The 24,637-nt window shown below is 66.9% G+C and carries 15 protein-coding genes and 1 riboswitch; of the genes, 5 read left to right on the forward strand and 10 right to left on the reverse strand.

Features of this window, described 5'->3' with window-relative positions:
- Positions 1–44: 44 nt before the first annotated feature.
- Entirely contained in the window at positions 45–296 is a 252-nt protein-coding gene (locus ACZLHH_RS23140) for a GlsB/YeaQ/YmgE family stress response membrane protein (protein ID WP_005411656.1), read from the forward strand.
- Between the two features lie 103 nt (positions 297–399).
- On the opposite strand, the gene xth is transcribed toward ACZLHH_RS23140, so the two are convergent.
- From xth to ACZLHH_RS23160, 4 genes are all read right to left on the reverse strand, one after another.
- Positions 400–1,182 (reverse strand): exodeoxyribonuclease III, encoded by a 783-nt coding sequence (gene xth, locus ACZLHH_RS23145; RefSeq protein ID WP_049455824.1) that lies wholly within the window; start codon positions 1,180–1,182, stop codon positions 400–402.
- 119 nt (positions 1,183–1,301) lie between these two features.
- Positions 1,302–2,711, reverse strand: a complete 1,410-nt coding sequence (locus ACZLHH_RS23150; protein WP_180844892.1) for a coniferyl aldehyde dehydrogenase — start codon at positions 2,709–2,711, stop codon at positions 1,302–1,304.
- A 184-nt stretch (positions 2,712–2,895) separates the two neighbouring features.
- Positions 2,896–4,557: an MFS transporter gene (locus ACZLHH_RS23155; RefSeq protein ID WP_180844893.1), complete on the reverse strand. Its 1,662-nt coding sequence runs from the start codon at positions 4,555–4,557 to the stop codon at positions 2,896–2,898.
- Positions 4,558–4,717: 160 nt separating this feature from the next.
- Positions 4,718–6,145, reverse strand: coding sequence for a DcaP family trimeric outer membrane transporter (locus ACZLHH_RS23160; protein ID WP_180844894.1), 1,428 nt, complete (start codon positions 6,143–6,145; stop codon positions 4,718–4,720).
- A 245-nt stretch (positions 6,146–6,390) separates the two neighbouring features.
- On the opposite strand from ACZLHH_RS23160, the gene acs reads away from it, so the two are divergent.
- The 4 genes from acs to ACZLHH_RS23180 all read left to right on the forward strand — a co-directional run bounded on the left by acs (position 6,391) and on the right by ACZLHH_RS23180 (position 10,661).
- Positions 6,391–8,334: an acetate--CoA ligase gene (acs, locus tag ACZLHH_RS23165; protein ID WP_180844895.1), complete on the forward strand. Its 1,944-nt coding sequence runs from the start codon at positions 6,391–6,393 to the stop codon at positions 8,332–8,334.
- Positions 8,335–8,455: 121 nt separating this feature from the next.
- A complete protein-coding gene (locus ACZLHH_RS23170) occupies positions 8,456–9,121 on the forward strand; it encodes a response regulator transcription factor (protein WP_005420420.1) in 666 nt (221 codons plus the stop codon).
- Between the two features lie 168 nt (positions 9,122–9,289).
- Positions 9,290–9,661: a hypothetical protein gene (locus tag ACZLHH_RS23175; protein WP_125893301.1), complete on the forward strand. Its 372-nt coding sequence runs from the start codon at positions 9,290–9,292 to the stop codon at positions 9,659–9,661.
- A 246-nt stretch (positions 9,662–9,907) separates the two neighbouring features.
- Positions 9,908–9,997, forward strand: a riboswitch (yybP-ykoY riboswitch).
- Between the two features lie 88 nt (positions 9,998–10,085).
- On the forward strand, positions 10,086–10,661 hold the full coding sequence (locus ACZLHH_RS23180; RefSeq protein WP_107433447.1) for a manganese efflux pump MntP: 576 nt from the start codon (positions 10,086–10,088) through the stop codon (positions 10,659–10,661).
- A gap of 46 nt (positions 10,662–10,707) precedes the next feature.
- Here the strand turns inward: ACZLHH_RS23180 and ACZLHH_RS23185 are convergent, their stop codons facing one another.
- From ACZLHH_RS23185 to glyS, 6 genes are all read right to left on the reverse strand, one after another.
- Positions 10,708–14,154, reverse strand: coding sequence for a hybrid sensor histidine kinase/response regulator (locus tag ACZLHH_RS23185; protein ID WP_088028076.1), 3,447 nt, complete (start codon positions 14,152–14,154; stop codon positions 10,708–10,710).
- 135 nt (positions 14,155–14,289) lie between these two features.
- Complete coding sequence (locus ACZLHH_RS23190; RefSeq protein ID WP_049462250.1) at positions 14,290–16,437, reverse strand: S46 family peptidase; 2,148 nt, start codon at positions 16,435–16,437, stop codon at positions 14,290–14,292.
- 171 nt (positions 16,438–16,608) lie between these two features.
- Positions 16,609–20,469, reverse strand: a complete 3,861-nt coding sequence (locus ACZLHH_RS23195; RefSeq protein ID WP_180844896.1) for a translocation/assembly module TamB domain-containing protein — start codon at positions 20,467–20,469, stop codon at positions 16,609–16,611.
- Positions 20,466–22,262: an autotransporter assembly complex protein TamA gene (locus ACZLHH_RS23200; RefSeq protein WP_080291770.1), complete on the reverse strand. Its 1,797-nt coding sequence runs from the start codon at positions 22,260–22,262 to the stop codon at positions 20,466–20,468. Before ACZLHH_RS23200 ends, ACZLHH_RS23195 begins: the two co-directional genes overlap by 4 nt.
- 34 nt (positions 22,263–22,296) lie before the next feature.
- Positions 22,297–22,485 (reverse strand): hypothetical protein, encoded by a 189-nt coding sequence (locus ACZLHH_RS23205; protein ID WP_143048257.1) that lies wholly within the window; start codon positions 22,483–22,485, stop codon positions 22,297–22,299.
- A 33-nt stretch (positions 22,486–22,518) separates the two neighbouring features.
- Positions 22,519–24,594, reverse strand: coding sequence for a glycine--tRNA ligase subunit beta (glyS, locus tag ACZLHH_RS23210; RefSeq protein WP_164080011.1), 2,076 nt, complete (start codon positions 24,592–24,594; stop codon positions 22,519–22,521).
- Between the last annotated feature and the right edge of the window lie 43 nt (positions 24,595–24,637).

Below are 24,637 nucleotides of genomic sequence, written 5' to 3' on the forward strand. Positions count from 1 at the left end.
CCCTGCGCGTCAACTGGTCACAGTTCCCCACCGGAGGTTCGATCATGGGCATCATCATCTGGCTGATCGTCGGCGGCATCGTAGGCTGGCTGGCCAGCATCATCATGAAGCGCGATGCCCAGCAGGGCATCATCCTCAACATCGTGGTCGGCATCGTCGGCGCGCTGATTTCCGGCTGGCTGTTCGGCGGCGGCATCAACGAAGCGATCACCATCCGCACCTTCCTGTTCTCGCTGATCGGTGCGGTGATCCTGCTGGCGATCGTCAACCTGTTCACCCGAAAGAGCATACGGTGATCTGAGGGTAGTGCCGGCCGCTGGCCGGCAGGTGTTCCAGAACGGGCCCGGCAATCGTCGGGCCCCGTTCTGTAGAGTCGAGCTTGCTCGACTGCATGGGAGATCAGTCGAGCAAGCTCGACTCTACTTCCACCCACGCCGGCGCATGGTCGCTCGGGCGTTCCCAGGTACGCGGCTCGCGGTCGATGCCCGAGGCCACCGCACTGCCCTTCAGCGCGTCGGAGACCAGGGTCAGGTCGATGCGCAGGCCCAGGTTGCGGCGGAAGCCCGCGGCACGGTAATCCCACCAGCTGAAGGTGCCCGCCTCGTCGTTGTGCAGGCGGAAGCCATCGTGCAGGCCCAGCTGCAGCAGCTTGTTGAGCGCGCCGCGCTCGGCGGTGGAGGTCAGGATGTGGTTCTCGTTCCACACCTCCGGGTCGTGCACATCGCGCGCGTCCGGGGCGATGTTGAAGTCGCCCATCACGATCAGCTTCGGGTGCCGCTGCAGTTCTTCGGCGATCCAGGCATGGACCGCTTCCAGCCAGCGCAGCTTGTAGTCGTACTTGTCGGTGCCGATGTCCTGGCCGTTGACCACGTACAGGTTGATCACCCGCAGGTCGCCGAAGGTACCGGCGATGACGCGCTTCTGCTCGTCCTCGAAGCCGGGAATACCGATCTGCACGTCCTGCGCCGGCTCACGCGACAGCAGCGCCACGCCGTTGTAGGTCTTCTGGCCGGCGAACACGCTGCGGTAGCCCGCGGCGATCAGCGCCGAATCGGGGAACTTGTGGTCCTCCAGCTTGGTTTCCTGGATACCGACGATGTCCGGGCCGAAGTCCTTGAGCCACTGCTCCAGGTGCGGCAGGCGGACATTGAGCGAATTGACGTTCCACGAGGCGATCTTCATGGGGGCCATTCTACCCGGGTGGGCCTTGATGGGCGCCCATATACCCCCGTAGACGCCAACCTTGGTTGGCGCCAGCAATCACCGTGTGCCAACCAAGGTTGGCAACTACCGGAACCCGATCACCGCAAGAGGAACTTCAACAACCCCGCAATCTTCGAATACGGCGGTCGCAGCCGGTCGCTGGCGGCCCAGCGCGACTGCCACAGCACCGGCAGCCGCTTGCTCATCGCATCGAACCCGGCCCGGCCGTGGTACGCCCCCATGCCACTGGCCCCCACCCCGCCAAACGGCAGGCCATCGGCGGCGAAGTGCAGCAGCGTGTCATTCACTGTCACCCCGCCGGCCACCACCTGGCCGAGGATGCGCTCCACCGTGGCCCGGTCATGGCTGAAGGGATACAGCGCCAGCGGCCGGTCGCGCGACAGCACGTCGGCCAGCGCCGCATCCAGATCCGGGTAGGCGCGCACCGGCAGGATCGGCCCGAAGATCTCCTCGCGCATCAGGTCCAGGTCGTCCGGCGGGTCCAGCACCACGGTCGGCACCAGCAGCCGCTCACGATCAGCGCGCGCATCGTCCACCTGAGCCAGCGGAATCACCGGCACACCGCGTTCGCGCGCCTGCGCCAGATAACCCTGCAGGCGCCGGTACTGCCCTTCGTTGATGATGCGGGTGTAATCGTCGGCATCGCTGAAGTCGCCGTAGCGCTCGCGTATCTGCTGCTGCAGCGCCTGTACGAACTCGCGCTGGCGCACGGTGTCGATCAGCACGTAATCCGGCGCGATGCAGGTCTGCCCGGCGTTGAACCATTTCCCGGTGGCGAGCCGCGCGGCGGCTTTGTCCAGCGGGAAATCGCGGCAGACAATCGCCGGCGACTTGCCGCCCAGTTCCAGCGTGACCGGCACCAGATTCTCGGCGGCGGCAGCCATCACCTTGCGGCCAACAGCCGTCGAGCCGGTGAACAGCAGATGGTCCAGCGGCAGCGAGGACACCGCCGCCGCCACATCCGCCCCACCCTGCACCACCGCCACCCGATCGGGCGGGAACACGCTGGCCAGGAGATCGGCCAGGAACGCGCTGGTGCACGGCGTGTGTTCGGAGGGCTTGAGCAACACGTGATTGCCGGCGGCGATGGCGGTGGCCAGCGGCACCAATGCCAGCGTGACCGGGTAGTTCCAGGGCGAGATCACCCCGACCACGCCCAGCGGCGTCGGCCGCAGCTGCGCGCGCGCCGGCCACAGCCGCCAGCCGGCACCGACCCGCTGCGGTTTCGACCAGCGCCGCAGGTGGCGGCGCAGGTGGTCGATGGCCGACAGCACACTCATGCCATCGGCCAGCTTCGATTCAACGTGGGCGCGGTGGCCGAAGTCGTCGGCGATGGCCTGCGCCATTTCATCCAAGCGTGGCTTCAGCGCTTCGCGCAGGCGGCGCAGGTCGGCTTCGCGCTGGTCGAGCGTGGGCCGCTGCGACTGCCAGGTGCTGCGCAGGGCACGCAGGGTGGCGGGAAGGTCGGCTGGGGCGGTGGTGGTCATGGGCCGACTATACGGCGTGCTGTGCAACGCAATGGTAGTGCCGGCCGCTGGCCGGCAGCCCCATGGATCTCCGGCAGACATCGTGTATTTGCCGGCCAGCGGCCGGCACTACCAAAAAGAGGGCCGCGGTCTGCACCGCGGCCCCTGAAACCCGGTGGGTGCCGACCGTTGGTCGGCACGCCGGTTACTTGGTGATATCCACGTCCTTGGTCTCGCGCAGGAACAGGCCGCCGATCACCACCGACATCAGCGCGATGATGATCGGGTACCACAGGCCGTAGTAGAGGTTGCCGGTACCGGCCACCAGCGCGAACGAGATCGCCGGCAGGAAGCCACCGAACCAGCCGTTGCCGATGTGGTACGGCAGCGACATCGAGGTGTAGCGGATGCGGGTCGGGAACAGTTCGACCAGGTAGGCGGCGATCGGGCCGTAGACCATGGTCACGTACAGCACCAGCAGCCACAGCATGAAGATGGTGCCGGCGATGTTGATGCGGGCGCCATCCGCCTTGGCCGGGTAGCCGGCGGTGGTCAGGGCGGTCTTCAGTTCCGCACCGAACGCATCGGCCTTGGCCTTGCCGTCCTCCTTCGTCAGGCCAGCAGCCTCATACGAGGTGACGCTGGCGCTGCCGACGTTCACCATCGCCAGCGAACCGGCGGCGGCGGGCTGCACGTCGTACGGCACACCCGCCTTGGTCAGCGCGGCAGTGGCCACGTCGCAGGAGCTGGTGAACTTGCGCAGGCCAACCGGATCGAACTGGAACGAGCAGGTGTTCGGATCGGCCACGACCAGGGCCGGCGAGCTGCTGCGGGCTTCTTCGATGGCCGGGTTGGCGAAGTGGGTCAGGCCCTTGAAGATCGGGATGTAGGTGACGGCCGCCAGCAGGCAGCCGGCCAGGATGATCTTCTTTCGGCCGATACGGTCGGACAGCCAGCCGAAGAAGATGAAGAACGGCACGCCCAGCGCCAGCGCGGCCGCGATCAGCAGGTAGGAGGTGGTGGCGTCGACCTTCAGCATGCTGCTGAGGAAGAACAGCGCGTAGAACTGGCCGCCGTACCAGACCACGGCCTGGCCGGCTGCGGCGCCGAGCAGGACCAGCAGCATCAGCTTCAGGTTGCCGCCCTTCAGGCTGTCACGGAACGGCGTCTTGGAACCCTTGCCCTCGGACTTCATCTGCTGGAACAGCGGCGATTCGCTCAGCTGCAGGCGGATCCACACGGACACGCCCAGCAGCAGGATCGAGACCAGGAACGGAATACGCCAGCCCCAGGCTTCGAAGGCTTCGTTGCCGAGGAAGTAGCGGCAGGCCAGGATGATCAGCAGCGACATGAACAGGCCGAGCGTGGCGGTGCACTGGATGAAGCTGGTGTACAGGCCGCGCTTGTCGTCCGGCGCATGCTCGGCCACGTAGGTGGCGGCACCGCCGTACTCGCCGCCCATCGCCAGGCCCTGGGCCAGGCGCAGGATGATCAGGATCACCGGTGCGGCGAAACCGATCGAGGCGTAGTTGGGCAACACACCGACCAGGAAGGTCGAGATGCCCATGATCAGGATGGTGACCAGGAAGGTGTACTTGCGGCCGATGCGATCGCCGAGGCTGCCAAAGAAGGCCGCGCCGAACGGACGCACGAAGAAGCCGGCGGCGAAGGCCAGCAGGGCGAAGATCATGCCCGTGGTTTCATTGACGCCACTGAAGAACTGCTTGGCGATGATCGCTGCAAGCGAGCCGTACAGGAAGAAGTCATACCACTCGAAGACCGTACCGAGGCTCGAGGCGAAGATGACCTTCTTGTGGCCCTTGGTCAGGGTGCCCGCTTTATGGGCGGTGCTGGGTGTACTGGACATGGGACGCTTCCCCTCCGAAGCAATCGTTGTTGGTGGGTGCCGAACGTTAGTCGGCACTCAATTCGGTGGATGCCGACCTTGGCCGGCACCCCATCTCGGTAGATGCCGACCTTGGCCGGCACCCTATCTCGGTAGGTGCCGGCCGCTGGCCGGCACGCTCTTAGAAGCTGTACTTGGTGGTGAACTGCAACCGGGTGATGTCACCCTTGTTGCCGTTCTCCACTTCGCGACGGCCATACATCAGCTCCGCACCGATATCGACCTTGGGCAGCGGCGAGTAGAAGATGTTGCCGCGGATGCTCTGCACGCTCTTGGTCACCAGCGGGCCGAGGATGCTGTCGTTGTCGTAGTCGCTGCGCGCGTAGATCAGGTTGGTGCGCAGCTTCGGCGAGAACGCATGCCGCCAGCCCACGTAGCCGGCAAGCACGCCGGTCGGGTTGAGCTCGTCGCGGGCAACGTCGTAGGCACTATCGGCGGTGATGCCCAGGCCGATGTAGCGGGCGATGCCTTCGCCGCCGGTCAGCTGGTAGTGCAGCGAATCGCTGTCGCCCATCACCCACTTGCCGCCCAGTGTCAGGCCGCCGGCCACCTTGTCGGCCTTGGCGCCGGTGGCCTGGTTGTCGACCTTCAGCTGGCGGACGATGCCGCCGACACCGAAGGTGCCCCAGTCGCCCTTCCAGCCATAGCGCATGGTCAGATCAGGCAGGCTGCCACGATCGGAGTTGGCGCTGGCGTTGGTCCAGGCGCCGGTGACCGGGTTGCGGGTACCGGTGAGGGTGGTGGTTTCCGGGTTTTCCAGCGCGACGCTGAAGCCACCCTGGGTGTAGCGCACCTGGGCCTGGCGCACGAAGATCACGCCGTCGGTGGGGCCGACGAAGTCGACCGCTTCCGGCAGTGCGGCCGCATCCATGAAGTTGGACCAGGTCTGGCCGGCCATCCAGTTGTTCCAGTACATGTAGGCGTGGCGCAGGGTCACACCGTAGGTATTGGTCGCGGTCTGGTTGCCCAGCGAATTGCCGAAGAAGTCCATCTCGAAGAACGCACCGGCCTTGTTGCCCGATTCGCTCACGTTGTCGATGCCCAGGTTGAAGCGCGAGAACTTGGCGTGGGCGTTGAAATCGGTGCCCGAGCGCCTGCCGCTGCCGCCGGCGCCTTCCACCGGGGTCTGGCCTGGCAGGTACAGCGAGCGGCCGGTGGCGTCGTCGGCCAGCTGGCCATCGCTGGTCTGGGTGGCGAGGAAATCGGCCTTGATGAAGCCGCCGATCTTGACCGTGGTACCCGGTGCGGCGCCCGAGGTGATGGTGGTGACCTGGATCGGCTGCTTGCCCGCCGGCACCGAGGCGACCGGCTTCTGCTCGGCCTGCACCGTGCGGACTTCGGTCACCGCCTGCTGGGTCTGGCTGATCTGGGTCTGTTGTTGTTGCTGCGAAGACAGCAGCAGCTGGACCTGGCGTTCCAGTTCGGCAACGCGTGCTTCCAGCGCTTTTTCTTTGGCGGTCTCAGCGAACGCCATGCCCGGTGCGACCAGGGCGACCAACAGGCAGGCCGCCAAAGGTTTGCGCACGGCTTTCAACGTACGGTGGCTCATGTTGCCCTCTCTCCCAAGTGGCAAGGTGATGCCGCGCGTGGGGCACGGTCGAGCCGAGACTGCGGGGCGTTCACGCACAGCGGCTATTCGCCATTGGTCGAACCCGGCCCTGCTGGGCGCTCACTTTCGACCATGGTCTAACCGGAGTGGTGACGCGGCCGGGGGTGGATGGGGCAAACTGAAGGGGATCGGTCGCTGCGATGCTGCGACCGCACATACAAAGTCAACGTGCAAGTGAGGGTGCCATGGCTGATATCTACCCCGTCGATCCGCAGTTCGCCGCCAAGGCACGCATCGACAAGACGTCGTACGAACAGCAGTACCAGGCTTCGGTGACCGACCCGGATGGTTTCTGGGGCAAGGCCGCCGAGCGCCTGGAGTGGATGCGCAAGCCGACGAAGATCAAGAACGTCAGCTACGACCTGTCCGATTTCCACATCAAGTGGTTCGAAGATGGCGAGCTCAATGCCAGTGTGAACTGCCTGGACCGCCAGCTGGAGAAGCGTGGCGACAAGACCGCCCTGCTGTTCGAGCCGGATGGCCCGGATGCACCGGCCCAGCACGTGACCTATCGCGAGCTGTACGAGCGCACCTGCCGCCTCGGCAATGCGCTGCGCAACCTCGGGGTCAAGAAGGGCGATCGGGTCACCATCTACCTGCCGATGATCGTCGACGCCGCCGTGGCCATGCTGGCCTGTGCGCGCATCGGTGCGATCCACTCGGTGGTGTTCGGTGGCTTCGCACCGAACTCGATCGCCGACCGCGTCAGCGACTGCCAGAGCAAGCTGATCATCACCGCAGACGAGGGTCTGCGCGGTGGTCGAAAGATTCCGCTGAAGGCCAACGTCGATGCTGCGCTGAAGCTGCCCGGCACCAATACCGTGGAAACCGTGCTGGTGGTGCGTCACACCGGCGGCGCGGTCGACATGCAGGCCCCGCGCGACCGCTGGTTCCACGATGTGGTGGACAGCCAGCCGGCCACCTGCGAGCCGGAACGCATGAACGCGGAAGACCCGCTGTTCATCCTCTACACCTCCGGTTCCACCGGCAAGCCGAAGGGCGTGCTGCACACCACCGGCGGCTACCTGCTGTACGCGGCCTACACCCATGAAGCGGTGTTCGATCTGCGCGAGGACGACATCTACTGGTGCACCGCCGATGTCGGCTGGGTCACCGGCCACAGCTACATCGTGTACGGCCCGCTGGCCAACGGCGCGACCTCACTGATGTTCGAAGGCGTGCCGAACTATCCGGACACCTCGCGCTTCTGGAACGTCATCGACAAGCACAAGGTGAGCATCTTCTACACCGCCCCGACCGCCATCCGCGCACTGATGCGCGAAGGCGAGGAGCCGGTGAAGAAGACCTCGCGCGCGTCGCTGCGCCTGCTCGGCAGCGTCGGCGAACCGATCAATCCGGAAGCCTGGCGCTGGTACTACGAGGTGGTCGGCGACAGCCGCTGCCCGATCGTCGATACCTGGTGGCAGACCGAGACCGGCGGCATCCTGATCTCGCCGCTGGCCGGCGCGATGGACCTCAAGCCCGGCTCGGCCACCCTGCCCTTCTTCGGCGTGCAGCCGGCGCTGGTCAACGCCGATGGCGAGATCCAGGACGGCCCGACCGAGGGCAACCTGATCATCCGCGATTCCTGGCCGGGCCAGATGCGCACGGTGTACGGCGACCATCAGCGCTTCATCGATACGTATTTCCGCACCTACCCGGGCAGCTATTTCACCGGCGACGGTTGCCGCCGCGACGAAGACGGCTACTACTGGATCACCGGCCGCGTGGACGATGTGATCAACGTGTCCGGCCACCGCATCGGCACCGCCGAAGTGGAAAGCGCTCTGGTCTCGCACCCGAAGGTGGCGGAAGCGGCCGTGGTCGGCTTCCCGCACGACGTGAAGGGCCAGGGCATCTACGCCTACGTCACCCTGGTGGCCGAAGAGGCGCCGACCGATGAGCTGCACAAGGAGCTGATTGCGTGGGTACGCAAGGAGATCGGCCCGATCGCCACGCCGGACCACCTGCAGTGGGCGCCGGGCCTGCCGAAGACCCGCTCGGGCAAGATCATGCGCCGCATCCTGCGCAAGATCGCCGAGAACGCACCGGACCAGCTTGGCGACACCTCGACCCTGGCCGATCCGTCGGTGGTGGCGTCGCTGGTGGACGAGCGCAAGGTGCGCTGATGGCGTGACCGCAGGCGCAGGACGCGCCAGGGACGTGGCCGGGAGGAGGGACCCGGCCGTGTCCGACCCGTCCTGCACCTGCCATCACGTCGCTCTTTTTCCTGATCGATAAGCTCGACCCATGACCACCCTCCTGATTGCCGATGACCACCCGCTGTTCCGCGAAGCCCTGCGTGGGGCGGTACAGCGGGTCATCCCCGGCGTGCAGCTGTTCGAAGCCGACAGCGTGGAAGCGCTGTACGCGCTGGCCGACCAGCACAACGACGCCGACCTGGTCCTGATGGATCTCAACATGCCCGGTGCGCAGGGTTTCAACGCGCTGGTGCACATGCGCTCGCTGCATCCGCAGCTGCCGGTGGTCGTGGTGTCCGCGCGCGAAGAAGCCACGGTGATGCGCCGAGCGCTCGACCACGGCGCGCTGGGCTTCATTCCGAAGTCTGCGGATTCGGACACCATCGGCCACGCACTGGGCACCATCCTCGATGGTGAGACCTGGGCACCGCCGGAAGCGCACAACGTGCCGCCCACCGGCAGCGAGGAACGCGAAGTCGGCCAGCGCTTGCGTGAGCTGACCCCGCAGCAGTTCCGCGTGCTGCAGATGCTCGGCGCCGGCCGCTTGAACAAGCAGATCGCCTACGACCTCAACGTCTCCGAAGCGACGATCAAGGCCCACGTCACCGCCATCCTGCGCAAGCTGGGCGTCACCAACCGCACCCAGGCCGTGCTGATGGCCGGCAAGCTGGCGATCGACGACGACGCCATCGTGCTGCCGCCGGAAGAAGACTGAAGGTAGTGCCGGCCGCTGGCCGGCATTGGCCTGAAACCGCCTGAAATCGCTTCGGTAGGTGCCAAGCTTGCTTGGCACTTTTGCCCAGCCCCGCCGAGGACGCAATCAGCTCTGGCGGGATGATGGATTCGGTCTCAAGCTGGACGTTCCAACTTCCCGCCCGAAACGATGGACACCTGGACACTGATCGATACCGACGGCTTGAAGATTGGTGTAGTCCAGTGCTTCCGATATGAATCCTGGCGCGTGAGTGGCAGGTTCATGCCTGATCTCGGCTATTCAAGGTACCAGCGGCTCTTCGCCGATCTTGAATATGCAGCCAATGAGCAGTTGTTCACCCATGTCGACGATCTCGAGAGAAGCATCGCTGCATTGCGCATTCGTGCAGTGGGGCCCAGCGGGGAGGACGATCCGCAGCGGGTTGCGAATCTGCAGATCATGGGTGACTGGTGTCAGTTCCAGATCAGTTCAATGACCCGCCCAGCCGATGAGCAACCTCTCACCCTGCCCTCAACAGAATCGAAAGTATCCGCACGTTGATCGCTTTCGTTCGCGAAGGCTGTCCGGATGGTCCCAGGCCTCCAGGCATGGCCCAGCACCATCAGGCACTGCTCCGGTAGGTGCCAAGCTCGCTTGGCACGCTTTTGATGGTGCACCTGCCGGCCAGCGGCCGGCACTACCAGGCACCGCTGCGCTCTCGATATAGCCATCGCTATACAAACCAGCCCTGCCTGCGCGTTTCGCTGGAAATGCGCCGTGCGTGAATCGCGATGCTAAGCTGCGCGTCCCCTTGGGGAGTAGCCGGATTCCTACGCAGGAATCGTCCACGTCAACATACTCGGCCAGTGCGCCGTGGCGTGGACAACCATGATGGTTGGCGAGACCAGCGGCCCGCGCGCGCAACGTCAGGTTGGGCGCGAGCGCAGGCCGTGCGTCCGTCCTAGCCCGACCTCAGCCGCCGCCCATGTCCCCCATTTCGATCCTCCTGATCGGCTTTGCCATGTCCACCGATGCCTTCGCCGCTGCAATCGGCAAGGGTGCGGCCATGCGCAAGCCGGTGTTCCGTGATGCATTGCGTGCCGGCATCATCTTCGGCGTCATCGAGGCGATCACGCCCATCATCGGTTGGCTGCTCGGCCGCGCCGCCCTGCAGTACGTCGAAGCCTTCGACCACTGGATCGCCTTCGGCCTGCTCGGCGCACTGGGCATCCACATGATCTACAACGGCCTGCGCCCGGACAGTGCCGACGAGGACGAAGACCCCTCGCAGCACCACGGCTTCTGGAAGCTGGCGCTGACCGGTTTCGCCACCAGCATCGACGCGATGGCGGTGGGCATCGGCCTGGCTTTCATGGACGTGCATATCGGCGTGATGGCAGCGGTCATCGGCCTGTGCACGCTGACCATGGTCACCGCCGGCATCATGCTCGGCCGCGTGCTGGGCAGCATGGTCGGCAAGCGTGCCGAGATCATCGGCGGCGTGATCCTGGTGATCATCGGCGCGACGATCCTGTACGAACACCTGCACGGCCTGGGGTAAAACGCCGAGAGCGAGCGATTGCGTGGTTGCCGGCCAGCGGCCGGCACTACTGAGCGTCGCGCAGCGCGCCGAGGAAGGCGCGCAGCGAGGCCGGCTTGATCGGCTTGGTCAGCACGCGGTAGCCGCGTTCGCGCGCCATCCGCTTCAGCTCGTCGCGACCATCGGCGGTAAGCAGTGCGCCCGGCAGCGGGTAACCGGCTGCCTCGCGCAACGCCACCAGCGCATCCAGGCCGTCCATGCGGTCGTGCAGGTGGTAATCCACCAGCATCACCTGCGGGCGCTCGGCGATCTTTTCCAGCGCCTGGTCGACGGTGGCGGCGGTGATCACCTGCACCTGCCAACGGCCGAGCAGTGCGCGCATGCCGTCGAGGATCTCCTCGTCGTTGTCCACGCACAGCACGCGCAGGCCAGCCAGCGAATCGCTGCGTACCGGTGCGGCCACCGCCTGTACCGGCGTGGCCAGCTCGGTATAACCCGGCAATGGCGCCACCCGCGGCAGGATGATCGAGAACATCGAGCCCTTGCCGACCCGGCTGCGTGCGTTCAACCGATGGTCGAGCAGGCGCGAGATGCGCTGGCAGATCGACAGCCCCAGGCCCAGGCCCTGCTCACCCCAGTCGAACGGCTGCTGGTAGCGGTGGAACTCGTCGAAGATCTGCCGCATGTGGTGCTCGGGAATGCCGGGCCCGGTATCCCACACCTGCAGCTCCACTTCGTCGCCGCGCTGGCGCACGGCCAGCACGATGCGGCCCTGGCGGGTGTAGCGCAGCGCATTGGCCAGGAAGTTCTGCAGCACGCGGCGCAGCAGGCGGCGGTCACTGCGCACCCACGCAGGGCGTGCGAACAGGTCCAGGCGCAGGCCGCGGCCAGCCGCGACCGGGGTGTACTGCGCGGCCAGCTCACGCATCAACGCGCTCACGTCGAACTCGCCGATCACCGGATGCAGGCCGCCGGCATCCAGCCGCGACACATCCAGCAGGCCATCGAGCAGCTCTTCGGCCGCACGCAACGAAGCGTCCACACGCTCGGCCAGATGCTTCTGCTCGTCGCTCACGTGATCACTGTCGCGCAGTGCCGAAGCGAACAGGCGCGCTGCGTTCAACGGCTGCAGCACGTCGTGGCTGATCGCCGCCAGGAAACGGGTCTTCGACTGCTGCGCGACCTCGGCCTCATGCGAGCGTTCGGCCACGCGCTGTTCCAGCGTCTCGTTGGCTTCCAGCAGCGCTTTTTCCGCGTGCTTGTAGTCGGTGATGTCGTTGTAGCTGGTCACGTAGCCGCCACCTGGCAGCGCCTGGCCGCGCATCTCGATCACCTTGCCATCGCTTCGGGTGCGCTCGAACACGTGCGGTGAGCCAGCGCGCATGTAGCCGATGCGGCGATTGATCTGCACCTCGATATCGCCCTCGCCCAACTCGCCGCGCTCGGCGTTGTAGCGGATCAGGTCGGCCACCGGGCGGCCCACGTAGAGCATGCCGTCGGGGTAGCCGAACATGTCCTGGTAGCGGCGATTCCATGCGGTCAGCCGCATGTCCGGATCGACCACGCTGACCCCGGCGCTGATGTTCTCCAGCGTGGTCGACAGGATTTCGCGGTTGAAGCGCAGCTCCTGCCCGGCTTCGTCCAGCACGGCCACCACTTCGCCCAGATCCATGCCCGAGCCACGCAGCAGGCTGGTCAGCAGCAGGCGCGCCGAGGCCGCACCAATCGACGCGGCCAGCAGGCGTTCGGTGAACTGCACCCACGGCCGGTCGGCCGGCGCCGAGGATTGCAGCTCGCGGCCCAGCGACTGTGCCTGCTCGAAGAACGAACGCCGCGCGTGGCGCTCGCCGACCACGCGCGAGGCCAGTGCCAGCAGGTCGCCCACGTGCACGTGACCAGGCCAGCCACCGGCCACCGACGGGCGCTCGGCATACGGGTCGAGGAAGGGTGCGGCGCGCAGCCGCTCGTCGACGCCGGGCCGCCAGCGCGCGGACACCAGCATCATCGTCGCTGCATTGACCAGCAGCGACCAGAACGTGCCGTGGGTCAGCGGGTCCCAGCCGGTCATGCCGAACAGCTGCTGCGGCCGCAGCCACTCGATGCCGAACGGGCCGTGCTGCACCCAGCCAGCATCGACCCAGCCGGCCATCGTCATCGCCGGCAGCAGCAGGGTGTACAGCCAGGTGGCAAAGCCGAGCAGCATGCCCACCTCGACGCCGCGCCGGCTGGCACCGCGCCAGTACAGGCCGCCGATCAGGCCCGGCGCAAACTGCGCCACCGCGGCGAACGCCATCAGGCCATACGAGGCCAGCGTGCTGTCGTTGCTGCTGGTGCGGTAATAGCTGTAGGCCATCAGCGCCAGCAGCAGGATCGCCAGGCGGCGGATCCACAGCACGCGCGAGGCGACGTCGGCGGCCTCCTGGTGGTCACCGCTGCGGCGCAGCAGCACCGGCATCACCAGATCGTTGCTGACCATGGTGGCCAGCGCGATGGACGACACGATCACCATGCCGGTGGCCGCCGAGAAGCCGCCCACATAGGCGATCAGCGCCAGCGCATTGCGGCCTTCGGCCAGCGGCAGGGCCAGCACCATCGAGTCGTCGGCGACGCTGCCGCCGGTACCGAACAGGGTCACGCCGGCGGTGGCGATCGGCAGCACCATGCCCGAGATCAGTACCAGGTAGCCGCCGAACATCCAGCGCGCGCGGCGCACATCGCGCACGTCACCGCACTCGACCACGGCCACGTGGAACTGGCGCGGCAGGCAGATGATGGCGAGGAAACTGAGCAGGGTCTGCGAGATGAAACCCACCGGCGGCAGGCCGGTGAACAGCGTATGCACCGACTCGACCACCGCGTCGGTGCGGTTGCTCAACCACAGGTAGGCGAACACGCCCACGGCCAGCATTGCCAACAGCTTGATCACCGATTCGAAGGCGATCGCCAGCATCATGCCGTGATGGTGTTCGGTGGCATCGACCTGGCGGGTACCGAACAGGGTGGCGAACAACGCCATCAGCAGCGCCACGTACAGCGCGGGATCGGTGAAGAAGCCGGTCGGGCCGGTGTTGCCGGTCAGCACCTGCAGGCTCATCGCCACCGCTTTGTACTGCAGGGCCAGGTACGGAATGATGCCGATCAGCGCGATGATCGCCACCAGCGCCGCCAGCCGCCGCGAGCGGCCGAAGCGCGAAGAGATGAAGTCGGCGATGGACACCACGTTCTGGCTGCGCGCGATCAGCGCCAGGCGCTCGATGATGCGCCAGCCGAACAACAGCAGCAGCAGCGGGCCGATGTAGATCGGCAGGTAGCCCACGCCGTTGCGCACGGCGGTGCCGACCGCGCCGTAGAACGTCCACGACGAGCAGTACACGGCCAGCGCCAGGCTGTAGACCACCGGCCGCAGCCACGGCCGGTCGGGGTACATCGGCCGACGGTCACCCCACCACGCCACGCCGAACAGCAGCGCGGCATAGGCAACCGAGACCAGCAGCAGGATCCAGCTGGAGACCACGCGTGCGTTTCCGTCGGAAGAACCCGCAGTGTAGGCCAGGCATGGCCGGGGGTGCGGGCTCGTTGGGGGCAACCACCCCCACCAAGGTGGGGGCCTACGCGGTGCGGGCCACGACCGTTGGTCGTGGCCGGCTTCTTATTGGGCCGGCACGCCCATTTCCTTCAGCAGCTCGGGCGCCGGGTAGACCTTGGCCAGCAGCCAGCGCAGGTAGCGCATGTCCACGTGCACGGCGCGCTTGTAGCGCGGGTCGAACCACCAGCTGGCGCTGACCGATTCCCAGTTGCTGTCGAAGTTCAGGCCGATCAGTTCGCCCTTGGCGTTGAGCACCGGCGAGCCGGAGTTGCCGCCGGTGGTATCCAGGTTGGTCAGGAAGTTGACCGTCTGGGTCTTCAGCGCCGGGTCGGCGGTGCTGCCGAAGTCACCCTTGGCGATCGCGGCCAGCAGCGGCTTGGGCGCATCGAATGGATAGGCGTTGGTGTTCTTCTCGACGATGCCGGCCACGGTGGTCACCGGCGAGTAGGTCACGCCGTCGCGCGGATGCAGCGCTTCGACCTTGCCGTAGCTGATGCGCAGGGTGCGGTTGGCATCCGGGTACACCGCGCGGCCCTGCTTGGCACGCCAGGCGAACAGCGCCTGCATGTAGGCCGGGCGCAGGCGCAGCTGCTCGCCTTCGCGGGTCTTGCTTTCGTTCTCGATGCGCAGCTGCGCGGCCACCAGCGGGGCGGCCACGGTGATCAGCGGATCGGCGGCCAGCGCCTTGCCTTCGCGCGCAGCAGCGAAACGGGACAGGCGCTGTGCCTCTTCACCCAGCTGGGTGCCGGCGTACAGGGTGTCCAGTGCCTTCGCCAGCTGCTCCGGGGTACGGCCGAAGGCCGTATCGAACTCGGCCACGCGCTGCGCGTCCGGCAGCTGCTGGTAACGGGTCAGCAGGGTGGTCAGCAGCGCCTTCTCGACCTCCGGCGCGTAGCGGCGCTGGACCTGCTTGAGCACGCCTTCGATCATCGCCTGGTCGCGCTGCTGGAAACCACTCTCGCGCTGCGCGTCCGGCTTGGCAGATTCGATACGCAGGCGTTCCAGCAGCAGCGCCGAGCGCAGCAGCTGGCTCTGTGCGGCCATCTGGTCCAGCAGCAGGTCACGTTCGCCCACCGCCGCGCCCTGCGACAGGTTGGTCAGCAGCGCCTTGATATCGCCCTGGTACTTGCGGTCGGTGGCAGCCAGCATCGCCGTCTCGTCGGCGGCACGCTGGGCCTTGGCGTCGCTGCGCAGCAGGCCTTCCAGCTCACCGGCGGCGCGCTTGCGGTTGTTCTTCAGCGACTGCAGCTGCGAGGCGTAGCGGGTGCGCGCCTGCGCGTCCTTGGCACTGGCGGCCTCGATGGTGTCGATCATCTGCTGGAACACCGATACGCGGCGCGGCAGCACGGTATCGATCTGGCCAGCGAATTCGGCCGCGGTACGGTGGCGATAGGTAATGCCCGGGTAACCGGCCAGCATCGCGTAGTCACCTTCCTTCGGACCTTCCACCGACATCTGCAGGTGCGCCGGCGCCTGGTAGGGCACGTTGTCCTTGCTGTACGCGGCCGGCTTGCCGTCCTTGCCGACATAGGCGCGCAGCAGGGTGAAGTCGCCGGTGTGGCGCGGCCACATGAAGTTGTCGATCTCATCGCCGTAGTTGCCGATCGCACGCGGCGGCGCGTAGACCAATCGCACGTCGCTCAGCTCCAGCTGGGCAATGCGGTAGAAATCGGTGCCGTAGTACATGTTGGCCACCGAGCAGCGCACGCTGCCGTCCTTCTCGCACTCGGCCACGATCTGCTTGCTGGCCGCATCCACCGCATCGAAGTAGGCACGGCCGGTCTTGCCACGCGCCTGCGCCAGCACCTGGTCGGTCACCTTGTCGAAGCCGACGGTGACCAGCACGCGGAAGTCCGGGTTGGCCGGGCGCTCGTCGGCGCGGTCCCTGGCGATGAAGCCACCATTGATCAGGTCGTGCTCGGGCGAGCTGTTGTACTGGATCACGCCCATCGCCACGTGGTGGTTGGTCAGCAGCAGGCCGTCCGACGATACGAACGAGCCGGTGCCGCCACCGGCACGCACCACCGCGCTCAGCGGCGGTGCGGTGACATTGGCCAGGTCGGCCGGATTGCCCTTGAAGCCTGCGGCCTGCAGCGGCTTGGCCAGCTCCGGCAGCTGGGTCGGCATCCACATGCCTTCATCGGCGTGGGCGCCGGCGGCGAGGGTCAGGCCCAGGGCCAGGGCAGTGGGAAGGGCTTTGCGTGGTGACATGGGGCAATCCGGTACGACAGAACAGCCCGGGACCATAGCCGCTGGGGGCGGAAGGGGCAACGGCCGATGGTTGGGGGCGTCGTGCACGGTAGTGCCGGCCGCTGGCCGGCAACCCACGCAACTCGGGAGATACGGTGCAGGTGCCGGCCAGCGGCCGGCACTACCGCATCGTTACTTCTCCCGCCGCCAGTTGATCGACCCACGGTTTTCCACCGTGCTCGACTCCACTTCCACATCGAAGCCGCGGCGCAGCAGGTACTTCAGCGTGATCACCGAACCGGCACCGACCAGCGACACGCCGTAACCGACGTACAGCTTGGGCGAGATGTACTTGCCGACGCCGATCACCGAGCCACCCAGCGCGCGCGACTGGCTCACGCCGGCATCGTCCAGACCCAGCTTGGCACCCAGCTGCGAGGCCAGCAGGCCGCTGCCGGCCGACAATGCCGCCGAGGCCGCATTGACCTGCTGCGTCTGGTCGCTGCTGGCGCCGGTCAGGCTGCGTCCCAGCACCAGATAAGCCAGGGCTTCGGACTGCGACATCGCCGGATCGGACCACACGTCCGCACGCGGCTGCTGCGCACGCCCGGTCACGTCGATACCAGCAGTGACATCACCGATCCGGCGCTCGGCACGGATGTTGATGCGCGGGTCGGACACCGCGTTGTAGTTCCAGGTGAGGTTGCCGCGGGTGATGGTCAGGTCCTGCCCGTACGCCTTGTAGCGGCCACTCACTTCCAGCCCGCCATTGGCGGTCATTTCGCGGCCAGGCTTGGCCCAGACCTGCATCTTGCCGGTCAGCGCGCCCTTCAGGCCGAAGCCGGTCATCTTCACCTTGTCACCGAGGCTGACCGTCAGCTCCATGTCCAGCGGCGAGGTACGCGACTCTTCCGGATCGGCCGGGTCGAGCACCACCACGTCTTCGGACACCGAGGTGCCGCGGTCCAGGCGCTCCAGATCGATGTCGGCCTCGGGCACGTGCACGGTGCCACGCAGCTCCATCGCGGCCTTGGCCAGGGTGAAGTCGAGGTTGGGATTGGCGACGATGCGCAGCTCGCTGGTGTTGGACAGCAGCACGTTGTCGCCGTGGATCTTCAACTGCAGCGGCTGTGCATCGCCGAACCACGACAGGCCACCATCCACGTACAGCGTGCCCTGGCCGGAGTTGGCCTGCGCGGTGATCTTGGCCGAACCATCGGGCTGGGCCACGAAGCTGCCCTTGCCCTGGTCGAAGGTCAGGCCCAGCGCCGGGAATTCACCCTTGAAGTTGCTCAGCTGCGCGTCACCGCCCAGCGACGGCTGGCCACGCGTGCCGCGCAGGCTGACGTGGCCTTCGATCAGGCCGGTCGGTCGCACGATGTCCGGCGAGAACAGCTCCAGCCAGTACAGCCGCGACATGTTGAGGTAGAGCTCGCCGTTCAGCGGTGCGCTGGCTTCCCAGCCGGTCTGCATCCTGGCGTCGACGAAGCCGTTGCCCTGGAAGCCCATGCCCAGGTAGCCCTTGATGCTGGCCGGGGTCATGTCGAGCTTGAGCGAGAACTGGTCGTAGCGCACCAGCTCGCCACGGGTGGTGTCCCCCACGGCATTGCGGTTCTCACCCAGGCGCACGCCGCCTTCCTTCGAGCGCACTTCCACATGGCCTTCCCAGGCGTTGCCGCGCGGGCGGATCTGCGCATCCAGGCTGACATCGCCACGCAGGTAGATGCGACGGCCGGACTGCGGCGGCAACCACGGCTGCACCAGCGCCAGTGGCAGCGCATCACTGCGCACCACCAGGCCCTCGCGCGGCCAGTTGGCCTGTGCGCACAGTGTGCCGCTGCTGGCAGCGGCCAGGCAGGCTTCGCCCAGCGTGTAGTTGCTGCCGTTGATCGCGAACGCCGCCGGTGCACGCAGCGACCAGGCATCGCCCTTCACCGGTGCGATGCGCAGCGCGGCCAGCTCGCCGCGCCACTGCGCGCCCTGCTGGCGCACGCTGCCCTGCAGCTCGATCGCGCCCATCTCGTTGCGGGTCTGCGCGGCCAGGCGCAGGTTGGAGACACTGCCCTGCGCATCCACATTCAAGCGTTCCAGCAGCATGCCGGCATTGACCTGCTGGCCCTGGATCGCCAGCGTGCCGCTGTCGCCACGCCACGGCAGGTGGCCCTTGATGCTCACGCTCTCGGCGCCGTAGCCGTCCCAGTTGAGGTTGTTGCCGACCAGGTCGGCGGTGATGTCCGGCGCATCGCGCGGGCCCTTCACCTGTACCTGGCCACGCAGGCCGCCATCGGCGCCCGGCAGCAGGTCACTCAGCTGCAGCGGTTCGAAACGCGCATCGATGTCGAGGCGGTCACCGACCTTGCCCGAAGCGGTCACCCGGCTGCTGCCCAGCGACAGCTTCAGGTCACCCTGGCCCTGCGCGCCCTGCAGCGCGAACTTGCCCTGTGCGTCCAGGTTGCGCTGACGCAGCACGCCCTTCAACGACGGCAGATCGACCGTGGCTTCCAACGTGCCGGCGGTACCCGGCGGTGCGTTTGCCGGCGGCGGCAGCTGGCGGCCCTTGGAGGCCAGGTTGCCGGACAGGCGGCCATTCCAGCCCGGCACGAAATAGCCGGGGTCGAAGTCCTTCAGCGTGGCCTTGGCATCCCAGTCCAGCTGCGGTGCCCACGCCACCTGGCCTTCCACCTGCAGCTGGCCACCCGGGGTCTGCGCCTGCAGCTGGTGGATCGACGCGGCCTGATCGTTGCCGCGCACATCGAAGTGCAGCTGTGCCTTCTGCGCGTCGCGCTCGACCTCGGCGCGGCCGATCGCCGCCCAGGCCTTCAGGGTACCGGCCAGGCCGAAGCGTGCTTCCTTCAAGGTGACCGGCACCGGGGCGCTGCCGGCGGTGTTCGGGTCCGCCGCTGGCTCGTAGGTCAGGTCATGTGCGACCACCGAGAAGTTGAGCTTCTGCTGGTCTTCCTGGCTGAAATCGGCCGTGCCTTCCAGCCGCGCCTCACCGCCAAGACCCTTCACCAGCAGCGGTGAGACTTTCAGCACCTGGTCCTGCAGCGACACCACCGACGGTGCCAGTTCCAGTTCCTGATCGCCCTGTTTCACCTTGCCACGCAGGTTGGCGTTGCCGCCCTTGCCGGCGGCGGTGAAGTCCAGTGCCAGCGGCGCGATCGCCGAGCTGGCCAGTGCCGGCGACAGCAGCGCCAGATCCAGCTCGTCACTGCGGATGCTGGCGCTCCAGCTCGGATCGGTGCGGCCATCGAACACCAGCATCGCGTGCAGCGGCTTCGGCGCGCGCCCGGCTACGGCCACTTCCATGTGCGACAGGTCACCGCGGGCGACCAGGCCGACGGTGGCGGCCGTGCGGCCACGCGGCGCCGGCAGCACCGCGGTGACGGTCACATCGGTGTCGTAGTCCTTGGCCGGGATGTAACGACCCTGGGCGGTGAAATTGCCCATGTCGCTGTCCACCACCAGTTTGTGTGCCTGGAACTCGCCATTGGCGATCTCGATGCCGCCGCGCACGCGACTGATGTCGATCACCGGCTCGTTGGCCTGGCTGATGCGGAAGCCGTCGATGGCGATGGCATCGGCCTGGATCGCCAACGGCATTTCGATCTGCGGCAGCGAATCGGGCCACGACGGCAGCTTGAACGGCTCGTCACTCTTGGCCAGGTTCAACGTCGCGTTGGTCAGCTCCAGCTTGTCCAGCAGCAGCTTGCGGCCCAGCAGCGGGCGCAGGTCCGGCTCCAGATGGGCGCGCTCGGCGTGGAAATGGATGTCGTCGTAGCGGAAGTCGACGTTGTACAGGGTCAGCGGACCGGCCACCGGGCCGTCCACCTTGTCCCAGGTGAAGCTGGCGCCCACCGGCAGCCGTGCCACCACCTGCGCCAGCAGCACGTCACGCCCGGCCACGGTCTGCAGCAACCAGTACACCGCCAGCAGGGCCAGCAGCACCAGGCCCAGCACGCCCACACCGGACCAGGCCCAGAAGCGGCGGCGGCGGTAGAAGCGCACGCGCGGCGGCGTGGTCGGGTTCGGAGTGGGTGCGGGCGTACTCACAGGTCCGCTCCGATGTTGAGGTACAGCTGGAACTGCGAATCCGGGTTGTTCAAGCCATGCGCGATATCCACGCGCACCGGGCCCACCGGCGATTTCCAGCGCACGCCGAAGCCGACGCCGGTATGCAGATCGATGGTGTTGTCGAAGGCGCTGCCGGTATCGACGAACACCGCCGCACCCCAAGGGCCACCATTGAAATAGTGCTCGTACTCGGCCGAGCCGATCACCAGGTTCTTGGCGCCCAGCGCGTACTTGTCCGGTGCCGGGGTCCGCGGGCCCACCTCGCGATAGGCATAGCCGCGGATGCTGCGGTCACCACCGGCGAAGTAGCGCAGGCTGGGCGGCATCGCCACCAGATCACTGGTCCAGGTGGTGCCACCCTCGCCGCGCAGGATCAGGCGGTTGCTTTCGCCCACCGGGATGTACCAGCGCAGCACGGCATTGGCCTGCACGAAGCTGGTGTCCGAACCGGCACCTTCAACGCCGGCACGCATCGTCGCAGTACCGCTGATGCCCTTGCGCGGGAACAGTTCGTCATCGACGTTGACGTAGTCGGCGACCATCTGCGGGTACACCAGCGTCGACGTGTTGTAGACCGCGTCGGTGAATTCGGTGCCGGATGCATAGCGCCAGCGCTCGCGCAGCGCGTTGATCGAGGCGATCGCGGTCCAGTGTTCGTTGATCTCGCCGCTGCGGCTGGCGATCAGCTTGAAGTTGCGCAGGTCGATGTAGTCGGTCTGCTCGTCGTAGGCGCTGGCAGCGAAGGTGTACCAGCCATCAAGCCAGTTGAAGGCCGGAATGCGGTAGCTGGTGACCAGGCTCTTGCGCTTCTGCGCATAGTCCAGCTGCGTGTTCATCTTGTGGCCGCGGTTGTTCAGCCACCGCCGTTCGATGCCACCGCGCACACCCGGGCCACTTTCGCTGCCGTAGCTCAGACCCGCGGTGTAGATGGTGCGCTTGGCACGGGTCAGCTTCACATCCACCGGCACTTCGCCGTTCGCATCGGCCTGGTCGGGCCGCGGCTGGATGTCGATCACGCTGAAGTAGTCCAGCTTGGTCAGCGACTCGCGCAGCCGGTCCAGCTTGCCCTCGTGGAAGTAGCTGCCCTGTTCCCAGTACACCAGCGGATCGAACAGCTTGTCGACGAAGTAGTCCTGCTCGAAACGCACCGGTCCCATGTTGTAGCGGCGGCCGCTGTCCCAGGTCAGGTCGATGTCGGCGGCGTTGTCGGCACGGGTGATCTGCACCTGACGCTGGGTGTAGTCGGCATCGAAATAGCCACGTTCGGCCAGGCGGCGGGTGACGGTGATCTTGCTGGCTTCGTACTGCGTATGTTCGAAACGCTGGCCCTTGCGCGGCTTGAACGCGGCCAGATCGTCCTGCAGGTACTGGTCGTACATCGCCGGCCCGGTGATGTCGATGTGCTCGCGGCGGACGGTCACCGGGGTGCCCTTGTCGACATGGATCAGCACGCGCACGTGCTCGTCCTCGCGCGGCGCCTCGACCTTGATCACCGGGTTGTAGTACCCGAACGGTTCCAGTGCCTGGCGGGTCTGCCGCTCGGCCTGTGACAGCAGGTACTCCAGGCGCGATTCGCCCTGTTCCTTGCCGATCGTGTCGTACAGCGACAGCGATTCCTGGATGTTCTCGATGATTGCGGCGTCGTCGCCCTTGTCCAATCCCTTGATGTCCACCTTGTCGATGGTGCCGCGCGCGTGGGCCACGGAGGTGGCGGCCAGCGACAGGACCATCAGCGGCAGGGCGTATTTCTTTGGCTGCATGCGGCACAGCATACCGACCGAAGGTGACGATGCGAAATGCATCACGTCATTGGGGATCGGTTGTTAAGTGGCGGTCAAAATACGCGCCTTTGTGGCGATCGTCGTGATCGCAGCCGAGGATGCCGGCATCGTGCGCGATGCCGGCAATGACCCCGATGGACATCCGCCGGCGGTGATCCGGTAGTGCCGGCCGCTGGCCGGCAACCCACAGATCGATCCGATGCGCGGTGGCCATGCCGGCCAGCGGCCGGCACTACCAATACGGGCGTCAGCTCGACAGATGCTCGATCGCTGCCACCTTGCCCAGGCGCTCGCCCAGCATCGTCAGCAGCGCCAGGCGGTTGCCACGCAGCGCCGGATCCTCGGCATTGACCATCACGCCATCGAAGAACGCGTCGACCTGCGGGCGCAGGCGTGCCAGGCGCGCCAGCACAGCCACATAGTCCTTGTGCTGCAGGCTGGCGCCGGTGTCGTCGATGGCCGCGGTGACAGCTTCAGCCAGCGCGCGCTCGGCGTCTTCCTGCAGCAGCGCCGGGTCGATCTGGGCCGGGATGTCGCCTTCGGCCTTGCGGAGGATGTTGCGGATGCGCTTGTTGGCCGCAGCCAGCGCCTCGGCTTCCGGCAGCGCGGCGAAGGTGCCGATCGCATCCAGGCGGCGGTCGAAGTCGTACAGCGAGGCCGGCTTCAGCTCGGCGACGGCGTTGAAGTGCGTGGCCGGCACGCCCTTGTCGGCGTAGTAGCCCTTCAGGCGGTCGAGGATGAAGTCGTACAGCTCGCCGACATCGGCCTGCACGTTGCGCGCGGCCAGGCCGGCGTTGGCGCTGGCCAGCAGCGCGCGCAGGTCCAGCTCGAAGCCGCTTTCGATGATCGTGCGGGCCAGGCCCAGCGCGTTGCGGCGCAGGGCGAACGGGTCCTTGTTGCCGGTCGGCTTCAGGCCAGCGGCGAAGCCACCGGCCAGCGTGTCGACACGTTCAGCAATCGCCAGCACCTTGCCCAGCGGCGACAGCGCGATGTCGTCACCGCCGAAGCGCGGCTGGTAGGCCTCGTCGATGGCCAGCGCTACCTCCTGCGATTCACCACCGGCCACGGCGTAGTGGCGGCCGGCGATGCCCTGCAGTTCCGGGAATTCGTTGACCATGCGCGACTGCAGGTCGTTCTTGGCCAACTGCGCGGCCCGCTTGGCCTGCGCGGCGTCGGCGCCGACCTGGGGGGCGATCACTTCGGCCAGAGCGGCCACGCGCGCCACCTTATCGGCCACGCTGCCCAGCTTGGCCTGGTAGGTCACCGTTTTCAGGCCGTCGCCCATCGACACCAGGCCCTGCTTCAGGTCCTCGTCGAAGAAGAACTTGGCATCAGCGAAGCGCGGGCGGATTACGCGCTCGTAGCCCTTGGCCACTTCGGCCACGTCCTTCGATTCGATGTTGGCGATGCCGATGAACTTCTCGGTCAGGGTGCCAGCGGCATCCAGCACCGGGAAGAACTTCTGGTTGATCTCCATCGTCTCGATCAGCGCTTCCTGCGGCACCGCCAGGAACGCGCGTTCGAAGCTGCACAGCACTGCCGACGGCCATTCGACCAGGTTCACCACCTGCTCCAGGTTGTCGTCGGTGATGCGGGCGCTGCCACCGGCCTTGGCCGCAGCGGCCTCGACCTCGGCAACGATGCGCGCACGGCGTTCGCTCGGGTCGACCAGCACGAACGCGGCACGCAGCGCTTCAACGTAGTCCTGCGGCTGCGCCAGCGACACCGCCTGGTCGTGGTGGAAGCGATGGCCACGGCTGACGCGGCCGGCCTGCAGGCCGAACAGTTCGGCCTCGACCACGTTGGCGCCGTGCAGCAGCACCAGCCAGTGCGCCGGGCGCGCGAAGCCCCAGGCGTGGTCGCCCCAGCGCATCGGCTTGGGAATCGGCATCGCCGCGATCGCCTCGCGCAGGATCTCCGGCAGCAGGCTGGCGGTGCTCGCGCCCGGGGTCACCGCGCGGTGCACGAAGCGCTCACCCTTGTTGTCGGTGGTCTTTTCCAGCGCGGTCCAGTCGATCCCGGCCTTGGCGGCGAAGCCCTGCAGGGCCTTGGTCGGCTGGCCTTCGGCATCCAGCGCGATGTTCAGGTACGGGCCCAGCACTTCGCTGTGCTGTTCCGGCTGTTCCAGGCCGACGCCCGGCAGCAGCACGGCCAGGCGGCGCGGAGTCGACAGCGGGCGCGCATCGCCCAGTTCCAGCGCGACGCCGCGCTTGCGCAGGCCGTCGACAACGCCATCGAAGAACGCCTGGGCGAGGCCCGGCAGCGCCTTGACCGGCAGCTCCTCGGTGCCCAGTTCGATCAGCAGGGGGGACAGTTGGCTCATCGTTTCAATCCTGTGGTGGGGGCGCAGCGCGCGACGCGTCCGG

The sequence above is a fragment of the Stenotrophomonas sp. 28608_Sma genome (genome assembly GCF_056486185.1).